21 protein-coding genes, 1 other RNA gene, 1 pseudogene and 1 other annotated feature are annotated in these 19693 nt (G+C 38.5%); of the genes and pseudogenes, 15 read left to right on the forward strand and 8 right to left on the reverse strand.

The features are described from left to right. Positions 1-222: 222 nt before the first annotated feature. Both serA and FQ087_RS00915 read right to left on the reverse strand, forming a co-directional pair. Positions 223-1809 (reverse strand): phosphoglycerate dehydrogenase, encoded by a 1587-nt coding sequence (serA, locus tag FQ087_RS00910; protein ID WP_149578698.1) that lies wholly within the window; start codon positions 1807-1809, stop codon positions 223-225. After that, positions 1810-2970 (reverse strand): pyridoxal-phosphate-dependent aminotransferase family protein, encoded by a 1161-nt coding sequence (locus tag FQ087_RS00915; RefSeq protein ID WP_149578699.1) that lies wholly within the window; start codon positions 2968-2970, stop codon positions 1810-1812. A gap of 59 nt (positions 2971-3029) precedes the next feature. Further along, positions 3030-3257, reverse strand: a binding site (T-box leader). A 154-nt stretch (positions 3258-3411) separates the two neighbouring features. Here FQ087_RS00915 and FQ087_RS00920 point away from each other — a divergent pair. The 3 genes from FQ087_RS00920 to FQ087_RS00930 all read left to right on the forward strand — a co-directional run bounded on the left by FQ087_RS00920 (position 3412) and on the right by FQ087_RS00930 (position 7726). After that, positions 3412-4428: an LLM class flavin-dependent oxidoreductase gene (locus tag FQ087_RS00920; protein WP_149578700.1), complete on the forward strand. Its 1017-nt coding sequence runs from the start codon at positions 3412-3414 to the stop codon at positions 4426-4428. Positions 4429-4553: 125 nt separating this feature from the next. Further along, positions 4554-6590 (forward strand): prolyl oligopeptidase family serine peptidase, encoded by a 2037-nt coding sequence (locus tag FQ087_RS00925; protein ID WP_149580692.1) that lies wholly within the window; start codon positions 4554-4556, stop codon positions 6588-6590. Positions 6591-7252: 662 nt separating this feature from the next. Beyond that, positions 7253-7726 (forward strand): hypothetical protein, encoded by a 474-nt coding sequence (locus tag FQ087_RS00930; RefSeq protein ID WP_149578701.1) that lies wholly within the window; start codon positions 7253-7255, stop codon positions 7724-7726. Positions 7727-7946: 220 nt separating this feature from the next. Here FQ087_RS00930 and FQ087_RS00935 read toward each other — a convergent pair whose 3' ends face one another. Continuing rightward, on the reverse strand, positions 7947-8933 hold the full coding sequence (locus FQ087_RS00935; RefSeq protein ID WP_370456022.1) for a M23 family metallopeptidase: 987 nt from the start codon (positions 8931-8933) through the stop codon (positions 7947-7949). Positions 8934-9150: 217 nt separating this feature from the next. On the opposite strand from FQ087_RS00935, the gene FQ087_RS00940 reads away from it, so the two are divergent. The 4 genes and pseudogenes from FQ087_RS00940 (at position 9151) to FQ087_RS00960 (ending at position 11380) form a co-directional block, all read left to right on the forward strand. Next, positions 9151-9660 carry a DUF3231 family protein gene (locus FQ087_RS00940; protein WP_188006712.1) on the forward strand — a complete coding sequence of 170 codons (510 nt, stop codon included), beginning with the start codon at positions 9151-9153 and terminating at the stop codon, positions 9658-9660. Positions 9661-9921: 261 nt separating this feature from the next. Further along, positions 9922-10239, forward strand: a complete 318-nt coding sequence (locus FQ087_RS00945; RefSeq protein ID WP_149578703.1) for a thioredoxin family protein — start codon at positions 9922-9924, stop codon at positions 10237-10239. 20 nt (positions 10240-10259) lie between these two features. Next, a pseudogene (locus FQ087_RS00950) lies at positions 10260-10388 on the forward strand (NAD(P)-binding protein); the annotation flags it as partial. Positions 10389-10675: 287 nt separating this feature from the next. Beyond that, positions 10676-11380: a gamma-glutamyl-gamma-aminobutyrate hydrolase family protein gene (locus tag FQ087_RS00960; RefSeq protein ID WP_149580694.1), complete on the forward strand. Its 705-nt coding sequence runs from the start codon at positions 10676-10678 to the stop codon at positions 11378-11380. A gap of 129 nt (positions 11381-11509) precedes the next feature. Here FQ087_RS00960 and FQ087_RS00965 read toward each other — a convergent pair whose 3' ends face one another. Continuing rightward, entirely contained in the window at positions 11510-12235 is a 726-nt protein-coding gene (locus tag FQ087_RS00965) for a glycerophosphodiester phosphodiesterase (RefSeq protein ID WP_149578705.1), read from the reverse strand. Positions 12236-12652: 417 nt separating this feature from the next. Beyond that, positions 12653-13210: an SLOG family protein gene (locus FQ087_RS00970; protein WP_149580695.1), complete on the reverse strand. Its 558-nt coding sequence runs from the start codon at positions 13208-13210 to the stop codon at positions 12653-12655. Between the two features lie 509 nt (positions 13211-13719). On the opposite strand from FQ087_RS00970, the gene FQ087_RS22780 reads away from it, so the two are divergent. Together FQ087_RS22780 and FQ087_RS00975 are read left to right on the forward strand one after the other, a co-directional pair. Beyond that, positions 13720-13854, forward strand: coding sequence for a hypothetical protein (locus tag FQ087_RS22780; RefSeq protein WP_255452106.1), 135 nt, complete (start codon positions 13720-13722; stop codon positions 13852-13854). Between the two features lie 130 nt (positions 13855-13984). After that, positions 13985-14323, forward strand: coding sequence for a YolD-like family protein (locus FQ087_RS00975; protein WP_149578706.1), 339 nt, complete (start codon positions 13985-13987; stop codon positions 14321-14323). 282 nt (positions 14324-14605) lie between these two features. Here FQ087_RS00975 and FQ087_RS00980 read toward each other — a convergent pair whose 3' ends face one another. Both FQ087_RS00980 and FQ087_RS00985 read right to left on the reverse strand, forming a co-directional pair. Next, positions 14606-14992 (reverse strand): hypothetical protein, encoded by a 387-nt coding sequence (locus FQ087_RS00980; RefSeq protein ID WP_149578707.1) that lies wholly within the window; start codon positions 14990-14992, stop codon positions 14606-14608. 23 nt (positions 14993-15015) lie between these two features. Beyond that, positions 15016-15471, reverse strand: a complete 456-nt coding sequence (locus tag FQ087_RS00985) for a helix-turn-helix transcriptional regulator (protein ID WP_149578708.1) — start codon at positions 15469-15471, stop codon at positions 15016-15018. Positions 15472-15853: 382 nt separating this feature from the next. On the opposite strand from FQ087_RS00985, the gene FQ087_RS00995 reads away from it, so the two are divergent. The 3 genes from FQ087_RS00995 to FQ087_RS01005 are packed head-to-tail and all read left to right on the forward strand — an operon-like array spanning position 15854 to position 16725. Beyond that, complete coding sequence (locus FQ087_RS00995; protein ID WP_149578709.1) at positions 15854-16252, forward strand: hypothetical protein; 399 nt, start codon at positions 15854-15856, stop codon at positions 16250-16252. Between the two features lie 14 nt (positions 16253-16266). Then, entirely contained in the window at positions 16267-16470 is a 204-nt protein-coding gene (locus FQ087_RS01000) for a helix-turn-helix transcriptional regulator (RefSeq protein ID WP_149578710.1), read from the forward strand. Positions 16471-16518: 48 nt separating this feature from the next. Then, positions 16519-16725, forward strand: a complete 207-nt coding sequence (locus FQ087_RS01005; protein WP_149578711.1) for a hypothetical protein — start codon at positions 16519-16521, stop codon at positions 16723-16725. A gap of 553 nt (positions 16726-17278) precedes the next feature. Here FQ087_RS01005 and ssrS read toward each other — a convergent pair. After that, a non-coding RNA gene (gene ssrS, locus FQ087_RS01010) (6S RNA) lies at positions 17279-17470 on the reverse strand. A 145-nt stretch (positions 17471-17615) separates the two neighbouring features. On the opposite strand from ssrS, the gene FQ087_RS01015 reads away from it, so the two are divergent. The 3 genes from FQ087_RS01015 to FQ087_RS01025 all read left to right on the forward strand — a co-directional run bounded on the left by FQ087_RS01015 (position 17616) and on the right by FQ087_RS01025 (position 19629). After that, complete coding sequence (locus tag FQ087_RS01015; RefSeq protein ID WP_149578712.1) at positions 17616-18095, forward strand: metal-dependent hydrolase; 480 nt, start codon at positions 17616-17618, stop codon at positions 18093-18095. A gap of 81 nt (positions 18096-18176) precedes the next feature. After that, positions 18177-19049 (forward strand): YitT family protein, encoded by an 873-nt coding sequence (locus tag FQ087_RS01020; protein WP_149578713.1) that lies wholly within the window; start codon positions 18177-18179, stop codon positions 19047-19049. A gap of 130 nt (positions 19050-19179) precedes the next feature. Continuing rightward, positions 19180-19629, forward strand: coding sequence for a GNAT family N-acetyltransferase (locus tag FQ087_RS01025; RefSeq protein WP_149578714.1), 450 nt, complete (start codon positions 19180-19182; stop codon positions 19627-19629). Positions 19630-19693 lie beyond the last annotated feature (64 nt).

Raw genomic sequence — 19693 nt, forward strand, 5'->3', positions numbered from 1 at the left:
AAGAATGGATAGAGTCATCAGATTTTGTCTGATGACTCTATCCATTTGTTTAGTGACTATATATTCGGCACAATTTATTCGGAATTGACTAGGCGGTATATTTCACAAGTATAACGAACAAATCTAGCGTAAGGCCATCACCAAGCGACAAAGCGGTGTTGGAAGAACACCCCATTTGTTAAGTGCCGACTATATAAATATTGAAAGAAATTAGAACTGCACTTACAAATCAATTGCAATAACATCAAAGATATCTTCAAGCTCTTTCAAACGCTCAACGTTGGCCTTCTCAACATGATTATCAACAGACAGCATCATGATTGCATTGCCGCCAACAGTGGAGCGGCCAACTTGCATCGTTGCGATATTGATGTTTTCGATTGCTAGTAATGTTCCAACTCGCCCAATCGCACCCGGTTGGTCTTTATGTTTAATGAACAGTAAATGGCCATCAGGTTTTACGTCGACAAGGTTATCATCGACTTTGACAATACGTGCACCCAAACCGTTCAGTAAAGTTCCAGCAACACGTCTTAATCCTTTTGTTGTCGATATTTCAACAGTCACTAAATTGGAAAAACCTTTTGATGTAGATGTTTTATTTTCATTAACCTTAATGCCGATACGGTCCGCCAAAAACTTAGCGTTAACATCATTGACATGGTTTCCAAGATTGCGTTTCAATAGGCCTTTCAGTGTGTTACGTGTTAAAGGACGGACATCAGATTCCGCAAGTTGGCCTGAATAATAAATATTTACTTCCTCGATAACGCCCTCTGCTAAATTGGATAGGAATACACCTAACTTTTCTACTAAGTCAAAGAACGGCTCAACTTTAGCTAGCGCTTCTTTTGAGACAGAAGGAAGATTAACTGGGTTTTGCACCGCACCGCCGTTTAAGAAAGTGACAACATCTCGGCTAACATCAATTGCAACGCTTTCTTGCGCTTCAATTGTACTTGCACCTAAGTGTGGAGTCGCGATAACTTCAGGAAGTGTCAAAAGTTTATGCCCAACAAATGGTTCTGTTTCAAAAACATCGAGTGCGGCTCCAGCGACTTTCTTCGATACAATTGCATCATATAATGCATCTTCGTCGATAATACCGCCTCGTGCACAGTTAATGATTTGAACGCCATCTTTCATCAAATTAAAGGCTTCTTTATTGATCATATGTCGTGTTTCCTTCAACAGTGGGGTATGGACAGTAATAAAGTCTGCTGCTCTCAGTACTTCTTCAACAGTTCCTGCAGTAATACCCATTTTCTTCGCTTTTTCTTCTGTTAGGAAAGGATCATAGGCAATGACATTCATTCGTTGTCCTTTTGCTCTTGCCGCAACTTCCGCACCGATACGACCAAGACCTACTACACCAAGTGTTTTATTTTTTAATTCAACGCCAATGAATGATTTGCGGTCCCATTGCTGATTTTTCAATGAATTGAATGCTTGTGGAATTTTGCGTGCAAGGGACATCAGCATAGCAATTGTATGTTCTGCAGCGGAGTTCGTGTTGCCATCCGGAGCATTGACAACGATAATTCCGTATTCAGTCGCAGCGTCTAAATCGATATTGTCGACACCGACACCAGCACGTCCAATGATTTTTAGCTTCGTTGCTTTTTCAATAATTTCGCGTGTTACTTGTGTTTGACTGCGAACAAGCAAGGCATCGAAGTCGTGGATTTTCTCGGCTAATTCAGCGGGTGTGCAAGTAGTGTCAACGACGATATTCAAGCCCTCTGCTTGTCTTAATGGGAAAATACCATCTTCACTTAATGGGTCGCTTATTAGTATATTAAAAGTCAATTAGACCAACACTCCTTTGTTTAAGTAGACTTGTTGTGCAGCTGCAGTGCCTTTTCCTAATTCAATTTCTTTGCCGATTTTGAGTAAGCCGATTTCCATCGCACTAATCGTTTGAAGGACATCTACCGGGGAACAGTATCCCATATGGCCTATGCGGAATATTTTGCCGCTTAAATGCTGTTGACCGCCTGCTACTATTAAGCCGAACTCTTGTTTAATCACTTTTCTAAACGCTTCTGCATCGAAATCTTCCGGTTTTACCGCTGTGACCGTAGGAGAGGCATCTTTATCACTTGTTAATAAAGGAATTCCTAATGCTTGGAAAGCGGCGCGCGTCATCTTCATCATCAAAATATGGCGTGCATTTACTTGTTCGACTCCTTCTTTATCGATCAGCTGAAGAACTTGTTCCAAGCCGAATAACAATGATAGTGCGGGTGTGAAAGGGGTTGTATCTTTTAACAAGTTATCGCGATATCGTATTAAATCCATATAGTAGCGGGGGTGTGGATTATTCTCGATGATCGTCCATGCGCGTTCACTCGCTGCGATGAAAGCTAGTCCTGCTGGTAGCATAAATGCTTTTTGAGAACCAGTCACTAGGACATCGATTCCCCAATCATCCATTTTCGTCTCAACACCACCAACACAGGAAACGCCATCGACGACGATTAAAGCATCTGACACTTCACGAACTGCTTGTGCTAACTCTTTTATAGGATTCAATACACCTGTTGAAGTCTCGCAATATGTAGAAAAAACAGCTTTAATTTCCAGGTGATTTTGTACATAACGTTTAATCTCTTGGGGATTTAATGCTTGTCCCCATTCGACATTTAAGCAGTGAACTGTGATATTGTAAGCTTCACAAATTTTTGAAAAACGCTCCCCGAATGCACCCGTTACAATGATTAATACCTCATCGCCAGGATTCACAATATTTACAACTGCGGCTTCCAAACCAGCTGTTCCGCTACCTGTTAAAATAGCGACGTCTTGTGTCGTACCGAAAATCCGTTGCAGACCCGGCGCTATATTTCTAAGCATATTCGATGTCTCTTGTCCTCGGTGGCCAATCATTGGTTGGCTCATCGCTCGTTGTACACTCGGCGGGATGGGGCTCGGTCCCGGGATTCTTAGTAGCATTTGATCTTGTAACATTTTCATTCTCCTCTCAATTTTTGGGATAAAAAAAAGCCTTCCTCCCCTTACAAATAAATGTAAGGGGCGAAAAGCTGAAATACTCACGCGGTACCACCCTTTTTACTGTCAGAAAAAATAGACAGTCTTGGTTAGCATGCTTAACGCGCATGTGACGGATAAACCTACTAAACGTTTCAGTTTATCTATTCCGGAGTGCTACTTTACTGCGAAATCACTGATTTGCACCATCCATCAGCTCTCTTGAGATTTCAGTAGATAAAGTGTGTCTCCATCAAAATAGTTAGATTTATTATGGAATTAGAACTAATCATATCAAATGAAAAACGAATGTCAAGCACCATTTTACTTGAAAACACGTTTTAATAAGACCAATTGCTAGAGGAATCTGGCTAGGAACGGTATTCTTTCATAAGAGTACAAAATAAGGAGTGAGTAGATTTGGTTACTGATAAAATAAAAAAGTTCAATTCGATTCCTCTTTCCGTATTGGACCTTTCTCCAATAAATGAAGGTAGCAATGCAACGCAATCCTTCAAAAATAGTGCGGAATTGGCACAACATGTTGAGGAATTGGGATTCAATCGCTATTGGCTTGCTGAACATCACAACATGCCGGGCATTGGAAGTTCTGCAACGTCAGTACTCATCGGTCATATTGCCGGTGCGACAAAACGGATCCGCGTCGGTTCGGGCGGTATTATGTTACCGAACCATGCCCCACTTGTTATTGCTGAGCAGTTCGGTACACTCGAATCAATCTATCCAGGACGAATCGATTTGGGCCTTGGACGTGCGCCAGGTTCTGACCAAGCCACTGCTTATGCACTGCGTCGCACATTACAAAGCACTGGGGACGATTTCCCAGAACAATTAGCTGAACTTCAAGCTTATTTTGAAACCGATAGATCTGCTCGTGTTCGCGCTTTTCCAGGTGAAGGACTTGATATACCTATCTGGCTTCTCGGTTCGAGCGGCTTTAGTGCACAACTTGCAGCAGCAAAAGGCATGCCATTTTCTTTCGCAAGTCATTTTGCACCGGCCTATACTTTACAAGCATTACAGTTGTACCATCAAAACTTTAAGCCATCCAAGTTTTTGAAGGAACCATATGCAATGCTTGGTATCAATGTTATCGCAGCGGAGACGGACGAAAAAGCGCAATGGTTGGCGACTTCACAGCAACTTCAATTCCTTGGTATCACTACGGGGATGCCGTCACAACTAAAACCGCCAGTCGACAATATCGATGAGTTTTGGTCACCACAACAACGAGCGTCTATTAAGCAAACACTGGATCCTCGTACAACAATTGTTGGCAGTCCTGAAACTGTTAAACGCAAGCTCGAAAGTTTCATTCAAGAAACAAGGGCGAACGAATTAATTATCAATACGCAAGTATACAGTCATGAAGAACGCTTGCGCTCTTATGACATTATTGCAGGTATGATGGATTAACTAAATAAAAGTCGCGACCTTTAATTAGGTTAGCGGCTTTTTGTTTGGAATAATCACTTAATTTAGTTGTCAATATGGTAAAATATAGACGATAGATATTTGTAGGGGGTTATGAGGTGGGCAATATGACAAAGACGGAAACGATTGTTGAAAACTATCATGGTACTGATGTTGCAGATCCTTTTCGCTGGCTCGAAAAGCCGGAAACTTTAGAGGTGAGGACTTGGATTGACGAGAAAAATGAAGCGACGCAAAATTACCTAGCAGCGTATCCAAAACGGGAAGAAGTTAGAGAGAAATTAACAAAATCCTGGAATTATCCGAAATACTCTGTTCCACAAAAAGAAGGGGACTATTACTATATTCATAAAAATAATGGACTACAAAACCAAGCCATTTTTTATCGTACAACAGATTTAGCGTTGGATGAGTTCGAGGTCATTATCGATCCAAATACGTTGAATGAAGAAGGTACGGCAGCGATAACGAATCTTGCATTCACAAAAGATGGGAATCGTTTGGCTTATGGCGTTTCATTGAATGGAAGTGATTGGCAGGAAATTCGAATCCGTAATTTACAGACGGGCAAAGACGAGTCTGACGTTATCAAATGGTGTAAGTTCAGCAGTATTGCATGGAATGAAGAGGGAAGCGGGTTTTATTATAATCGATTCCCTGAACCCGGGACGGTAGATTCCGAAGATGAGAGTAACTATAATCGCGTTTATTGGCACACGGTTGGCACAGTCCAAGAAGAGGACATTTTAACGTACGAAGACAATGAGAATAAAGAGTTATCTTTTAATCCAATGCTCTCTGATGATTATCGTTATTTGATTTTATCAGTATGGAAAGGAACAGAAAATAAAAGTCGTATCTATTATCGTGATGAACAAGCTGATGCGGGATTTGTTCATTTATTGGCAGACGATGACGGCGAATATACGTTTATCGGAAATGAAGGAAAGCTCTTTTACTTTATAACAAATTACGATGCTCCTAAGGAGAAAATCATTGCTGTTCATCTGGATAAACCGGAGAAAGAGCATTGGGTTGATATTATTTCTGAACAGGAAGACGTCCTTACATTCGCAAAAATCATTAATGAGCAGTTTGTCGTTTGCTATTTGCATAATGCCCATTACAAACTAAGTATTTATGATTTGGAAGGACAGTTACAAAAAGAAGTGTCTCTTCCTAATTACATTTCATTGTCTGGCGTGACCGGTAAGAAAACAGCTTCAACGATGTTCATAGGATACACTTCTTACTTGGTGCCGACGACCATTGCACGCTATGATTTTGAAAAGGATGAATTGGACACTGTATTTAATACGTCCGAGTTATTTGAAGCGGAAGGTTTTGAGACCACTCAAGTGTTTTATCCATCCAAAGACGGTACGCGTATTCCGATGTTCCTAACACATCGAAAAGGGTTGGAATTGACGGGTGATAATCCGGTCTTGTTGAATGGCTATGGTGGTTTTAATGTTAGCTTGACTCCAGCTTTTTCTCCATCACAGCGTATGTGGATTGAGGCGGGCGGTGTGTTTGCGGTCGCGAATTTACGTGGTGGTGGGGAATTCGGTGAGGAATGGTACAAAGCGGGGACTTTGGGGCATAAGCAGAATGTCTTTGACGACTTCATTGCCGCGGCAGAGTGGTTGATTGAACAAAACTATACAAGTAGCAAGAAACTTGCCATTATGGGAGGGAGTAACGGGGGATTGCTCGTTGCGACATGCATTTCTCAGCGGCCAGATCTTTATGGGGCGGCACTGTGTCTTGTTCCTGTCACTGATATGTTACGTTATCATAAATTTACTGTGGGACGCTATTGGGTGACAGATTACGGAAATGCTGAAACAAACCCGGAACATTTCGAGTTCATGTACAAGTATTCTCCGCTTCATAATGTCAAAAAAGGAATCGAGTATCCACCGACACTTGTGACGACAGCTGATACGGATGACCGTGTCGTCCCTTGGCACGCGACGAAATTTGCGGCGACATTGCAGGCGGTGCAACAAGGAAGTAACCCAATTCTTCTGCGGGTGGAAAAGAATGCTGGTCATGGATTGGGTAAACCCACAGTTAAAATCATTGAAGAACAGACGGATATGTATTCGTTCTTGTTTAAAACATTGGAGATTGAGATTTGATTTAGATACGAGTCGAAATAATTATAACTGATTCTTTTGTTGTAGAAACTACAGAACTATTCGGAATAGCGGGTGGGTCTTAGTTTGGTTGGTATATAGGCACGCCTATGATTTCATCATTTACTTTTTGGTGGCGGACTTTAATGTTGGATTAATATATGAAAATGTTAGTACTCTTTTTGTTCAGCTAACGAGTTTAGTTGAATTATTAAACGTATTCAAAAAAGAAAGCATCGGTACTATAACTAACGGGTTCGGTTGTTGTGGAGAAAACATTAAACAGCGGTCTAATTGGGGACACAATTCACATATGAATTGGCGTCTCCTTTTTTGTTGTCATATCAATGCTTTAACGGGTTTAACAAATGAAATGGCACGTCAATTCACACACAAATTGAAACTACCGCATAAATTTATGCGATGCCGTTAAAACCAGGGCAAAAGGGTTTCGAATTGATGTGCTAAAAGTAATTCGTAACACTTATTTCTAGTAGGATATTGGAGTTTTTACGTTAACCTATATAGATTGTGAAATAATTGAAATTATTCTTTATTCGACAAACTGACCAATAGTTGAATTAGTGGCGCAACTTTTACAAAAAGAAATCGTTTAAGTTAATAATGAAGAATTTATTAGTTTTGGGAGTGAGGGGAAAATCAGTATGACAAAGAAAAAAATGCTGATAATAGCTGTCATAATACTGTTCGCCGTTCTATTAGTAAAAGTAATTAAAAAAGAATTACGGGAAGCGAATGAAACCCTGTTGAAACAGGAAGTGCTGAGCATTAAAGAATCCGCAGAGTCGGTGAATTTATCTGACGTGACTCCATTCGAATGGGATCTCGTGTATTCGTTTGACCCATATACATCCAAAGATGCCATCTATGAAACCGTCGGCTATAAGTGGGGCAGAATCAGTGAAACAGTAAGTGAAGGTATGAATCAATTGGTTTTCATGAAGGATGGAAAAGTGGTTTGTTATGTATATGGATACCCTGCGAATAATGGATACGGCATTTATTTCATGGACGACAGTTCTACCGAATCAACACCTGCCTCTCTGCTCAGTGCACAAGACGATTTAACTTTTCAGGTTGATAGAAGAGTTGGTTATATCTATTTAATGAAAAATTAATGAGAACCAATTACTTAATTATCGAGTGCTTTAGTATAATAAGGATGGTAAAATACACGTCAAAAAAAGGCTCAGAAATCTAAGCCCTTATTACTTGCCATTTGTATTGTCAATTTGCTGTTGAAACTAATGCTGATTAGTATGTTATTTACATTGCAAATAGCACTTTTCTCCCCGTCAACCGAACCCGTTATACTATAACCGATGCTTTTTACTTGCTTCACTTTTGCTTGTCTTGCCTTTCCCAAATTCTGAGCGAAGGATACGGATCAAAAGCCCATTCTGTTCGTCCATTATATTTGTACATCCCGTAGTGGAGATGTGGAGGGAATCGGCCGGATGTCCCTGCTTTTCCATAACCTGAGCTGCCCACTGAACCAATTATGGTCCTTGGTTCAACGATGTCTCCTTCTTTCAAATCTTTATTGAAATAAGCTAAATGGGCAAAATAATGGTACGTATTATGGGCATCGCGAATGCCGACCCGCCAACCGCCAAAGTCATTCCACCCCATTATTTCGATAACTCCGTAAGATGTGGCTCGAACTGGGGTACCATATCCAGCGAATAAATCGGTTCCCTCATGAATCCTTCTGCCACCCCATCCTCTGCTTGCCCCCCAGGTTCCACGATAACTGTAATTGTAATTGGTTGGGACAGGAAAGGCATGTTCATCCAAGTCCAATGTTTCAAAGTGTTTATATAGTTTTGCGATAGCAATAATTTGTTTAACCGTGTCTTCGCGCTGATAATAGTCCAATAAAGCCAATTTAAAATCTTCTTCAGCTTGCCCGTATCCGCTTAAATAAGTTGCCATTGTATAAAGGACGTCTTCTGCATCATTTATATTGGCTTTCCCATCTTCATTGCCATCAAGCCCATTTCCATCTGAATAGGTTATCGATTCAAGAGAAGTATCTTTTTTATCGGGGTTAAGTGGGCCTGTCCAATAATCGTCTGAAAACTGAATGGCAACGGTCCCTTCTTTCTTCGGAATATCATTTCGAACTTGTTGGATGTTGCGTTCAAATTGATCAACTGCCGCTAAATAATACCAGGGAACAGTAACGTTTTCAAACTGTAAATATAGACGCATTCGTTCTTCTAGAATCATTTCTTGAGTAGGCTCTTCTTTTGCTGAAACCACCGTTAAAAATAGCAATGACAATGCGAGTACATACATTGGTAAGACAAACCAGTGACGCACGAAAAAACCTCCTTTTATTCCATTTATATAGAATTCCCCAAATGGATTTATTCATGAGTGCATTTTTCAGGAAAACAATTCAAAATCGAATTTTAACTTACTTGATAACTGTGAGCCATATGTAGCTTAAAGGTGAAAAATTATGTATACAAATGTTTTTCATTCACATAATACAGTTGAAAGCCATTACACAAGTGGAGAGAAAAGGAGAGATGAATTGGGTATTTTAAGTGGTAATCCAAAAGAAGAACCGTTGCATTACGGAGAAGTACTCGGATCGTGGTCATTTGTTGGGGCGAATAATGGGTTAATCAGTGCTTATGAAGCATTTGTTAATCATGCAGGTGACGATGACCTCATTGAACTTTTAAAAGAAGCAATAAAAACGATGAAATCGGAAAACAAACAACTTGAAAATATCTTAAAAGAGAATGGAATTGCATTGCCTCCTTCGTTGCCAGAGCGACCGAAAGCGAAAGCGGAAGATATTCCGGTCGGTGCAAGATTTATGGATCCTGAAATCAGCGGAGCCATCTCGATTAACGTTGGACAAGCTCTCGTGTCTTGTAGCCTAGTGCTAGGACAATGCTTGCGAGAAGACCTTGCGATGATGTTCGGGAAATTCCATGCTGATAAAATGTTATTTGGTTTAAAATTATTGAGAATGAATAAAGACAAAGGGTGGATCATTCCGCCGCCGCTTCATAAGGATTCTCCTAGCCATTAACTTAATGAAAAGGATCTTGTCATTAAGTTGACGAGGTCCTTTTCATATTGCACCATGAAAGTCGAGTATGGTGAGCTCGCTTCGGATTCGATCTATAAACGAATTGGTTTTGTTGATATTGGGAAATGGTGCATGTAGAGTATTAAATAAGTGAATGGCGTAGGTTATATATGATTAAAATTAACAGAAGATATTAAATAGTGTCTTTGTTAATGTTATAATCAATTCGTGTTAGTTAACAAAAAAATAGGAGTGAATCAAATGGAAAAACTACAATCAATGGAACAATTCGACAAACTGAAAAATGAGGAGAGAACAATGTTCATGTTTTCTGCAGATTGGTGCTCTGACTGCCGAGTAATTGAGCCGTTATTACCTGGAATCGAAGCAGATTACCCAGAATATAGTTTCATCCTTGTTGACCGTGATGAGTTTATAGATCTATGTGGAGACCTTGATATTTTTGGAATCCCGAGTTTTATCGCGTTCCATAGTGGTGTTGAAGCGGGTCGCTTTGTTAGTAAAGACCGCAAATCTCAAACGGAAATTGAAGAATTTATTAACAGTCTTTCTGCTTAATTGAAGAGGAGCGCTGCGCGATGAAATATAATGTCATTGTTGTTGGTGCTGGTTTGGCAGGATTAGTTGTGACTTCAGAACATACAATTGTCGGTAGGAAAGTGCTACTGCTCGATCAGGAATCGAAAGCCTCTCTTGGCGGACAAGCTTGTTAGAGTAGCAGCCCCATATAAACTGCATAATTCACCAAAAAGACCGTTGATTGCGTTGTGTTTACATATTGACAATCGAAAGACACTTGGTGGGCTACAAACTGATTTAGTAACCTGACGGGGAATTCGATTTCGGGTCTTTATGTCGCAGGTGAAATTTCAGGATTTTGCGGTGCTCATGGTCAATCCTTGGGGGCTGTATTTTTTCCGGAAGACAGGCGGGAAGGGCATGTGCAGACTATACGCGTGCGTATGAATATACTAGTTATAAGGGGGATAAGTGGATGAAACCAGTTATTGGTATAACGACAGATGTTGGGGAAGACGGGAAAAGTATATTAAAAAACACATATGTGCAAGCCGTTATTCGGGCTGGTGGATTGCCGATGATTGTTCCGGTTGGGGTAGAGGAGGACGTTGCTCAACTGGTCGCAATGCTTGATGGTATTCTATTGTCTGGGGGAAGTGACATCAATCCGATGTTGTTTAATGAGGAGCCACATGCACATCTCGGAGAAGTTTCGCCAAGCAGGGATTCAATTGAGCTTGAACTTACGCGTAGGATGCTAGAAACGGGCAAACCGATTCTAGGTATTTGTAGAGGACTTCAAGTGCTGAACGTTGCTGTTGGTGGAACGGTGTATCAAGATCTTCATAAACAAAACGACGGACCAATTCTCCAGCATATGCAAAAGGCACCCAACACGCATCTTTCCCATTATGTTCAAGTGGAAAAAGGAAGTTTGCTTGAATCGATTGCGGGGAGTGAACGCATTCAGGTGAATTCGTTTCATCATCAATCGTTAAAGGATGTACCGCCATTTTTCAAAGTTACCGGTGTGGCGAGCGATGGAATTATAGAGGCAATTGAAAGTACGGACAAACAATTCGTATTCGGCGTTCAATGGCATCCCGAAGCATTGTCGGTAACTGGAGATGCTATTTCCTTACGGATATTTGAAAGATTTATAAGTGCGTGTGCTAACTAGTGTGAATAAAGTAAGGACAATGTTGTTATGGATGGAAACAATCTTCTCATAGATGATAACAGCGTTTATTCGAAAGAAGACAACTCTGATGGAAATTCGATTGAATAGAAAAAGCTGAGCTAAATGCGCTCAGCTTTTTCTATTCAAATAAATCATCATTTTTTCTGGATAATCCGTGAAAATACCGGTAATACCAACTTTGTTCAGTGTTTCTACATACTTTTCTTCATTAACTGTGAAAACACGAACAGCGACTCCGTCTTCTACCACATTTCTCATAGATGGACGGACAGCTGATGGTAATGAAATATGGAGTGCATCAGCAGGAATATTTCGTAAATAATTGAGTGGATCGACTAACACTTCCATGAACAAAGCGGCAGTTTCGATGTTTGGTGCAATTTTTTTTACTGTCTGAACTGCTTCGTGATCAAATGATGAAATAACGGTACGTGCATCGAGCTTCATTTTCTGAACCATTGCAACAGCTTTCTCCGCCATCCCCTCGTAAGGAAAAATATCCGATTTTAGTTCGATATTCAGATGGTGGGAAGTCTCGGAAAAAATTTCGAGCACTTCTTGTAATAACGGAATGGTTTCATCTTGAAATTCATCAGAAAACCAGCTACCAAAATCAAATGCCTTTAACTCTGCAAGTGTCATATCTTTTACGAAACCTGTGCTGTCGGATGTTCTAGCTATTGTTTCATCATGAATGACAACCAGCTCACCGTCTTTCGTCAAATGAACGTCGAATTCTACTCCGTAAATGGGAAGACGGGCAGCTTCACGGAACGCTGCGAGTGTATTTTCTGGATGTGTTCCTGATGAACCGCGATGTGCGTAAATATTCAAATCAAAACCACCTTCCTTTTCCTGTAATTGTAATACGGGATTTACATCAACACAATTTTAACTCAACAAAGAAATGAAATTGGAAAAGGGATGCCCTCGATTGAGGACATCCCTTTGTATTGTCAGGTAACACTATATTTTTGAATTTAATTTTTCATCCCGATATTTCGGGGAATAATTTCCATAGAAAGGATAAGCTTTCAGAGCCGCGGTCATTGTTCCACTGGGTGCTTTCTAACTTAAGCAACATAAACCCTGCCTACTTTTATGTCCTTGCGACCCTTTAGTCGCGCCAGTGTGAATAAGTATTCTCAAAAACAGTACGTAGAATGCCAGATATTCAAATCTTAGCATTACCTTTTTGTTAATGAAGAAATCATACCATGTAGCTGCGGAAGTGTCAAGGAATTGGGAAACTTATTGCCATTCATCCATTTGCTCTTCTTCCGCAATCACTTGTAAGTCGTCTGCAGAAATTGTTAGAACTTGATAGTCGGAGCGTTCCGCATGCTTTTCGGCAGACTTTTTAACGAATCTGGGAGATCCATCATTTTCCTCATCGTAGACAATGAGCATTCCATCAGAATTGCGCATAAAAAACTTATCTTTTTCAATAAATTGCCAAGGAGCTTCATAGGGTCTTTTCGTAAGACTTGTATGATAATCGGCCCTTGTGATAATTGAATGATACTTTTCCTTTTTCATATCGTTCCAATTTTTCTCTTGGTCTGTGAAAGGAGTAATAATGGCATATTTCAAATCCGTATATTCTTTTTTTAGGTCAATCACTACCTCTGCCGCCCATGTTTCAATTCCTAGTTGGCCGCTTGTAATTACCCACTCCAACCCGTCATCCAGTAAGGCTACGAGCCGTTTTTCTAATGCTTTTTTTATAAATCGGACGCCTGGATGCTTGTCGTCAAAAATGCCGAGTTCATGGGGTTTATAACCCGTGACCACCAATCGTTTGAGAATGATGTCCGCCCCCTTCGAATTTATAATGAAAAAACTAGCTTCCAATGGAAACTAGTTTTGTTAAAATTATTAAAATAACAGCCGCCTTTGCCGTATGGTCTTAGAAAGTTTTAAACCACCACTTCTCAAAGTGGGGTTTGCATTGTATTTAATTATCAAAGACTATAAAGAAACGTGATATTAGCGCCTTTTCAAGTTCCTCTTCGCCTTACTTTAAAACCATTTCTAATGGTTTTACAACAATTTTTACAACAGATTTACAACAATCATCATTCTGTTGGAGGTCTTGGCTGGAATATACTCTCCATCTTGTCGCCAGCCGACCTGTTTGCAGACTCGAATACATGACCGTAGGTATTCATTGTAACAGAAATGTCAGAGTGCCCCAAGCGTTTAGAAATGACTTTGGCGTGTTCGCCTTGCGCTATTAATATACTTGCAGGGGGGTGATTGGTTGGCTTTTTTGTGAGAACTGGGGCTCAAAGCTCAAATCTGAAAGGATGATGAAAATGACAGCAATTCCAAAACCACCAAAATCAAAGGTTGTGGCAGGTCCGAAACTAACAGAGACTGATTTTCTCGAGTTAGGCGAGAGAATCGGTGAATCAAAAGAATTCGGCGTAGAGGTAGAGGTTACGATATAAGCTCAAAAACGCTATGAGTCAGTTACGGGCGTCGTTAAAGAAGTTGAAGGTCAACAAGGTAAATTGACTATGCAAGTTGGTTACGACAATATAAAAGTCAACATGAATAATATTGTGAGTGTGAAATGAGATGTTAGAAAGTATTCGTGATCGAGGAACAAAAAAGTGGACGGCTATGATGCTCTCGGAACACGTCAGAGAACTGCGTATATGGAAAGACAAAGATAATTACGAAGAACGTCCGCTACTTGATGATTTTGATTTGCAAGCTATCCAGTATGAAATAGAAGTGGCATATAAAAGGAAATGCCTAACATTCGTGAAGTCGTGGGAAAATGGAAAAATTATTTTACACAGCGGAGTAATAAAAGAAATTGATGTGGAGTCAATGTGTATTACAATCTATGGCCCTTTTGGAAAGGATCGCATACTAGTTAAAGATATAATCGGAGTTCGGTGTGAGGAATAAACAGGGAAAGGCGATCGCTCCGTAATGGAAGGGTCGCCTTTTCAATCTGATAACTTTCGACAGGATCAGATTGACTCTAATTTAGAACATGACTCATACATAAAATATAAAATATAAAGTAATTTGTCAACATTTAAAAATCTCCCGTTCCAAGTCGCTATTTTCTAGTATAACGGGTTTTTAAACAGAAAAAACCCCGAATGGGTCACTTTTTTTAAGTGTCCACTATTCGGGGCTCAGTTCAATGAGAAGGTCGCTTTAATATTTACTATATTTTCTTTTCTAGTTCTGCAATTCGTTATTATTTTTTACTTCTTTTTGATTGTATAAGAAAATTGCTGCTAAAAAAACCATAGCTACGTTAATTACAATGGCAACTATATTTAAAAAGTCATTTGTATTCATAAATACAATAATCAATGATGTTACTGCTACAAATAATGGAATTACCTTATTTGTGTTTGTGACTAGTTGTTGCTTGTGAAAATGTCTTAGTATGAAATAAATACCTATTAAGATTGGTGCAGTAAGGAGTACTCCTAAATACCCCCATGCATCTTCAATAAACCAAGGGAAAAAGCGCATACGTGAAGTAAAGATAAAAAGATTCAGTATGATAGTTCCTACTAATAGACTGTTTAATATAATGACTTTCTTGTTTTTCTCCATTTTAGTTACTCCTTAAAATTTATTTACTCATTAGTTAATTCGTGAAAACGATTCATGACTTCTTCTTTTTCTTCAAACGTGCTATACCAATGATAATCACTATCATCTAAAACACGAAAATGCTTACTAACCACATTGTGTTGTACTCGAAACCTTCCTTTTTTCGCAATCTCATTCCAAAATATTATTCCACCTAATGTTTTTTCTTTTGGAGTATTCATACCATCGTGAGCTAGTGTTTCAATTACTTCAAAAGGTTCTTCCCCTAAAATATGTTTTAAGATTTGGCTATCCTTAAACAAAGCACAAACTACGACTGCATTCGTCCAACCAATGGATGTTCTTTCTTTTTCAACTTGAACTAGTGTCTTTTTAGAAATCCCCAGAACAGTACCCATTCTTTCTTGAGAATATCCTTTTTCAAGACGAATCAGTCGAACATTCTTAGAAATCAAATCAATTACAATTTCTTTATTCAAATAACATCCCTCCATAAATCGAAGTACACTAATCGTGTAATATTACACGATTAAGGACCGTTTATAAATAGAAAATATAGTGAGGAATATTTACATTAAAACTATAATAAACAGTCAAGTTGAAGCTCATAAAATATGGGCGGACAAAAACAAAGAGTATAGTAACTATTTTAAGTATCGATCTACAGCTCGTAGTTTCATTAGAAATAAGACTATGCTGTCAGAACATCTTGTGGAGCTTAGAAAATGGTTGAAGGAAGATAATTACGAAAAACGCTGATATATACCTATTGATACTTTTTTAAAAATACGTTAATGTGAAATCAACTTCACATGAAGCAAACTTCACTTCGGGAGAATAAGTTAGTTAGGAGAGGTACATTTGAAAAATCTATTCATACAGCGACTTCTAGTATCAACCTTACTTATGGTATTGGGGATCATTAAAATAATTCTCGATACATCAGTAGGATTTAATTTTGCTTATGTCGTGTTATTCATAGGTGGAATAATTTTGTTATATTCAATAATTGCTTACTTTAAATCCCGTAATAACAAATTATTCGAAAAGGAAATGTCAAAGCAATATGACGAAAGAGATATTTTAATTGATGGAAAAGTTGCTCACTTTTCCTTGCATATTTTGTTATATGAAATTTTTATTATTATGTTTTTAACTAATTTTGTGGCAATCCAAACAAATATTGTGTTATTTATTGTTTTAATATCTTTAATAATTTGCGAATTTGGATCTAGAAAATACTATAATCATGTCCTTTAATAATGGAGGGATTTATGAGAAATAGAGTAAAAGAATTACGAGTGGAACATAGAATGACGCAACAAGAGTTAGCTGATAAAGTAAGTGTATCTTCAAGAACAATCATCTCATTAGAAAAACAAAAATATAATCCATCTTTAGTACTTGCATATAAAGTGGCTTCAGTTTTTAATCTATCAATTGAAGAAACATTTATTTTTGATGAGGATGACAAATAATACAATTCATAAAAATGCACATATAAAATAAACAACGGAGGAATGTAAATGCTTATTATATTACTTATTTTTGGGGTAGTTTTAACGGTTTGGGGTCTTTATCGTATGAGAACAGACGATGGTTTATTTGGGAAAAATCGAAAAACTAAAAACATATTCAATTTAATACTGATGGGACAAGCTTCAGGTTTAGGACAATTTTTGAGCGGAGTCTTATGTATGATAATATGGATTATCTCATTTTTTATTAAGTAGTAACACGAATGAAATCACATATGCAAACAGGGTCATTAGTGCAACAATAAAATAGTTAGTTGTTGTAGTAAATAGAATCATTTGTAGTACAAAAAGGGTAGATAGAGCATATATTTTATTTGCTCATCTATCCTTTCGTTTTATATACTGCTGGTCATTCAATAGAACCTAAAGATAGAAACAAGAGTGGCTATGCAATACCCTGAATATTGGAAATGGTATATGGACTGGTGGACGTTGATGCTATGCTCGAATTGGGTGATGTTAAGTTCAATGACTTGGTACAAATAAATGTTTATTGTTCAGCGTGTAAATCTAAAGATAAATTTGAACAGCACTTATGCTTATAATTTAAGAGACTGTAAAAACAGCCACCTTCTATTAAACAGAAGAGTGGCTGTTTTCGTTTATTTGTTGTTATATGTAAGGGGTTTGTTTGCTCGATAAGAATTTTTACAACAGTTTTACAACAACGCTATTTTTACAACAAAAAAGCACCACCCAATTAAGGATGATGCTTGATTGTAAACCATTGGTATATATGGCTTTGTAAAGCATAGCCGCCTTTGCCGTATGGTCTTAGAAAGTTTTAAACCACCACTTCTCAAAGTGGGTGTTCGCAGAAACAATCCTGTATGTCCCGGTTATCGAAAGAACTGGGTATGCCATTCCTGTTTCTAGGTAAAACTCCCGATTACAGATTAAAGGTTAAAACTTAATGGGTATACGCACAACGCAGCTTGTAAATATAGTGTACATCATCTGCTTCATATTTTCAAATGAAATTGTTGGAAACCTATTATGAAATTCTTTAATTGTTTCCGTGTCAGGTAACGCTACAACGTTTATAATAGTTAAGTAAAGAATTTAATTAAAAAAGGAGAATAAGTATGACAGGGAAGACACACATCTTAGGCGGTATTACTGCAAGTCTTGCCTATGCACAATTTACAAATCATGATCCGATTATCATGCTTGGGGCAGGGGTGATTGGCGCTTTGCTTCCTGATATTTGCCATAGTGGCAGTAAAGTTGGAAGGAAATTACCTCTGTTATCGAAACTGATTAATATGGTATTTGGACATCGTACATTTACGCACAGTTTATTGTTCCTAGTGATTGTTGCCACTTTATTGAATTCATTCGTTCCTAATGAAGCCTTGAAGGCAGGTTTTTTGGCTGGAATGGTAAGTCATTACGTATTAGATATGGCGACTAAAAACGGCATTAAACTGCTTTACCCATTGAGCATGACAGTTCGCTTTCCATTGACGACAAGAACTGGTGGCGCGGTAGAAAACATTGTGTTCAGTATTTTAGCGCTTTTATCATTCTATTTCGGCTATGAAGCGTTCAGTTTTTATCTTTAACTGAAGTTGGTTTTGAAAAAATTGATGTCATATCGCTCTTTTTGCTGGAATGGAAAGGGTGAAAGAGAGGAAGCATAAAAAATGGCAATACAAAAATTTAAAAAAACGGTCTTATTTGAATATATTCAAATCATATTTGGAGCTGCACTCGTCGGTTTAGCTTTCAATATTTTCCTGTTACCGTCTAGGCTAGCTGCAGGCGGAGTTTCTGGAATTAGTACGATACTCTATGAACTTTTCCAATTCAATCCGGCTTACGTACAGTGGCTCATTAATATTCCGCTATTAATACTTGGGGTCTTGCTAGTCGGCAAGGAATTCAGTATGAAAACGCTTGTTGGGACATTTTTTGTTCCATTCGTGATCTGGCTAACTACCGATATAAAGCTTGCAGTAGATAATCCACTATTAAGCGCGATTTACGGTGGGATTATGCTTGGTGTAGGTCTTGGAATTGTGTACAGAGCTAACGGCTCGACTGGTGGTACGGCTTTAATCGCTCAATTGGTTAAGAAATATACTGGCTTTTCGAGTGGTTTTTCACAGTTGCTAGTAGATGGACTCGTTGTCGTTACATCGGCGTTTGTATTCAACTTTGAACTTGCACTTTACGCAATGATAGCAATTTACGTTACGAGTAAGGTGATAGATTTTGTCCAGTTGCAAACGTCGCCGACCAAATTGGTACTCATCATTACTGATAAAGAAGAGCAAGTTCAAAAAATTATTAAAAATGATATTAATCGCGGATTAACGAAAATAAAAACAATTGGTGGGTATACCAATCAAGAGAAAACTATGATCCTATGTGTCGTCGAACAATCGGAGGCTGTTTACTTTAAGAAGCTTCTTCAAACAAAAGAACCAACTTCGTTTGTCATCTTCTTGAATGCTTCTGAAATACTTGGCCGAGGGTTTTCTAGAGCGCAATATGATGAAGAGAATATAAAATAAAATCGAAAAAAATGACCTGTATGCGAAATTTTCGCATACAGGTCATTTTTGTTTTTTATAAAGGTTTTCCTTTCGCATTTGTCGAAATAGACTGTATGTTGCAATCATTTGATTGATAGGAGGAATAGAAATGACGTACAAAGTGGAGCAAGTTGAGGATTTAAAGGCAATTGATATCTCTCATTTAGTGAAAGAAAGCGAAACGGAAGGGTACCGATTTTTAACACGACTAGTCAATGATTATGCGGATGGAACGAACACATTCAACAAACCTGGTGAAGCGCTGTTATCCGTTCAAAATGAAAACGGTGAGATAGTAGCAATCGGCGGAGTAAATCAATCACCTTTTTCTGAAGATACACAAGTTGCACGTTTGCGGAGGTTTTATGTTTTAGATGATGCAAGGCGGCAGGGTGTAGGATCCCTTTTATTAAAAGAAATTGTTGACCATTCACGTAATGCATTCAAAGAAGTAACAGTGAGGACTGAATCTTCAAAAGCAGATGCTTTTTATAGGGCCAACGGATTTGAATTGGATGACTCTGCTTCTGAGACGACTCATTTGATGAAGTTGCAATAGGAATAACCGGTAGGCTACTCAAGTAAAATCAATACCAGGTACAGAAATGATTCTAAATCATTTC

The organism is Sporosarcina sp. ANT_H38 (assembly GCF_008369195.1).
GTDB lineage: Bacteria > Bacillota > Bacilli > Bacillales_A > Planococcaceae > Sporosarcina.

What these genes read in the sequence shown, in the direction of transcription:
- FQ087_RS00980 (WP_149578707.1), bottom strand. Translation starts at nt 14,992, where the DNA reads ATGGAGAAAAACAAGAAAGTCATTATATTAAACAGTCTATTAGTAGGA.
- FQ087_RS01015 (WP_149578712.1), top strand. Translation starts at nt 17,616, where the DNA reads ATGACAGGGAAGACACACATCTTAGGCGGTATTACTGCAAGTCTTGCC.
- FQ087_RS00915 (WP_149578699.1), bottom strand. Translation starts at nt 2,970, where the DNA reads ATGTTACAAGATCAAATGCTACTAAGAATCCCGGGACCGAGCCCCATC.
- FQ087_RS00930 (WP_149578701.1), top strand. Translation starts at nt 7,253, where the DNA reads ATGACAAAGAAAAAAATGCTGATAATAGCTGTCATAATACTGTTCGCC.
- FQ087_RS01025 (WP_149578714.1), top strand. Translation starts at nt 19,180, where the DNA reads ATGACGTACAAAGTGGAGCAAGTTGAGGATTTAAAGGCAATTGATATC.
- FQ087_RS22780 (WP_255452106.1), top strand. Translation starts at nt 13,720, where the DNA reads ATGACAGCAATTCCAAAACCACCAAAATCAAAGGTTGTGGCAGGTCCG.
- FQ087_RS00960 (WP_149580694.1), top strand. Translation starts at nt 10,676, where the DNA reads ATGAAACCAGTTATTGGTATAACGACAGATGTTGGGGAAGACGGGAAA.
- FQ087_RS00925 (WP_149580692.1), top strand. Translation starts at nt 4,554, where the DNA reads ATGACAAAGACGGAAACGATTGTTGAAAACTATCATGGTACTGATGTT.
- FQ087_RS00975 (WP_149578706.1), top strand. Translation starts at nt 13,985, where the DNA reads ATGTTAGAAAGTATTCGTGATCGAGGAACAAAAAAGTGGACGGCTATG.
- FQ087_RS01005 (WP_149578711.1), top strand. Translation starts at nt 16,519, where the DNA reads ATGCTTATTATATTACTTATTTTTGGGGTAGTTTTAACGGTTTGGGGT.
- FQ087_RS01000 (WP_149578710.1), top strand. Translation starts at nt 16,267, where the DNA reads ATGAGAAATAGAGTAAAAGAATTACGAGTGGAACATAGAATGACGCAA.
- FQ087_RS00945 (WP_149578703.1), top strand. Translation starts at nt 9,922, where the DNA reads ATGGAAAAACTACAATCAATGGAACAATTCGACAAACTGAAAAATGAG.
- FQ087_RS01020 (WP_149578713.1), top strand. Translation starts at nt 18,177, where the DNA reads ATGGCAATACAAAAATTTAAAAAAACGGTCTTATTTGAATATATTCAA.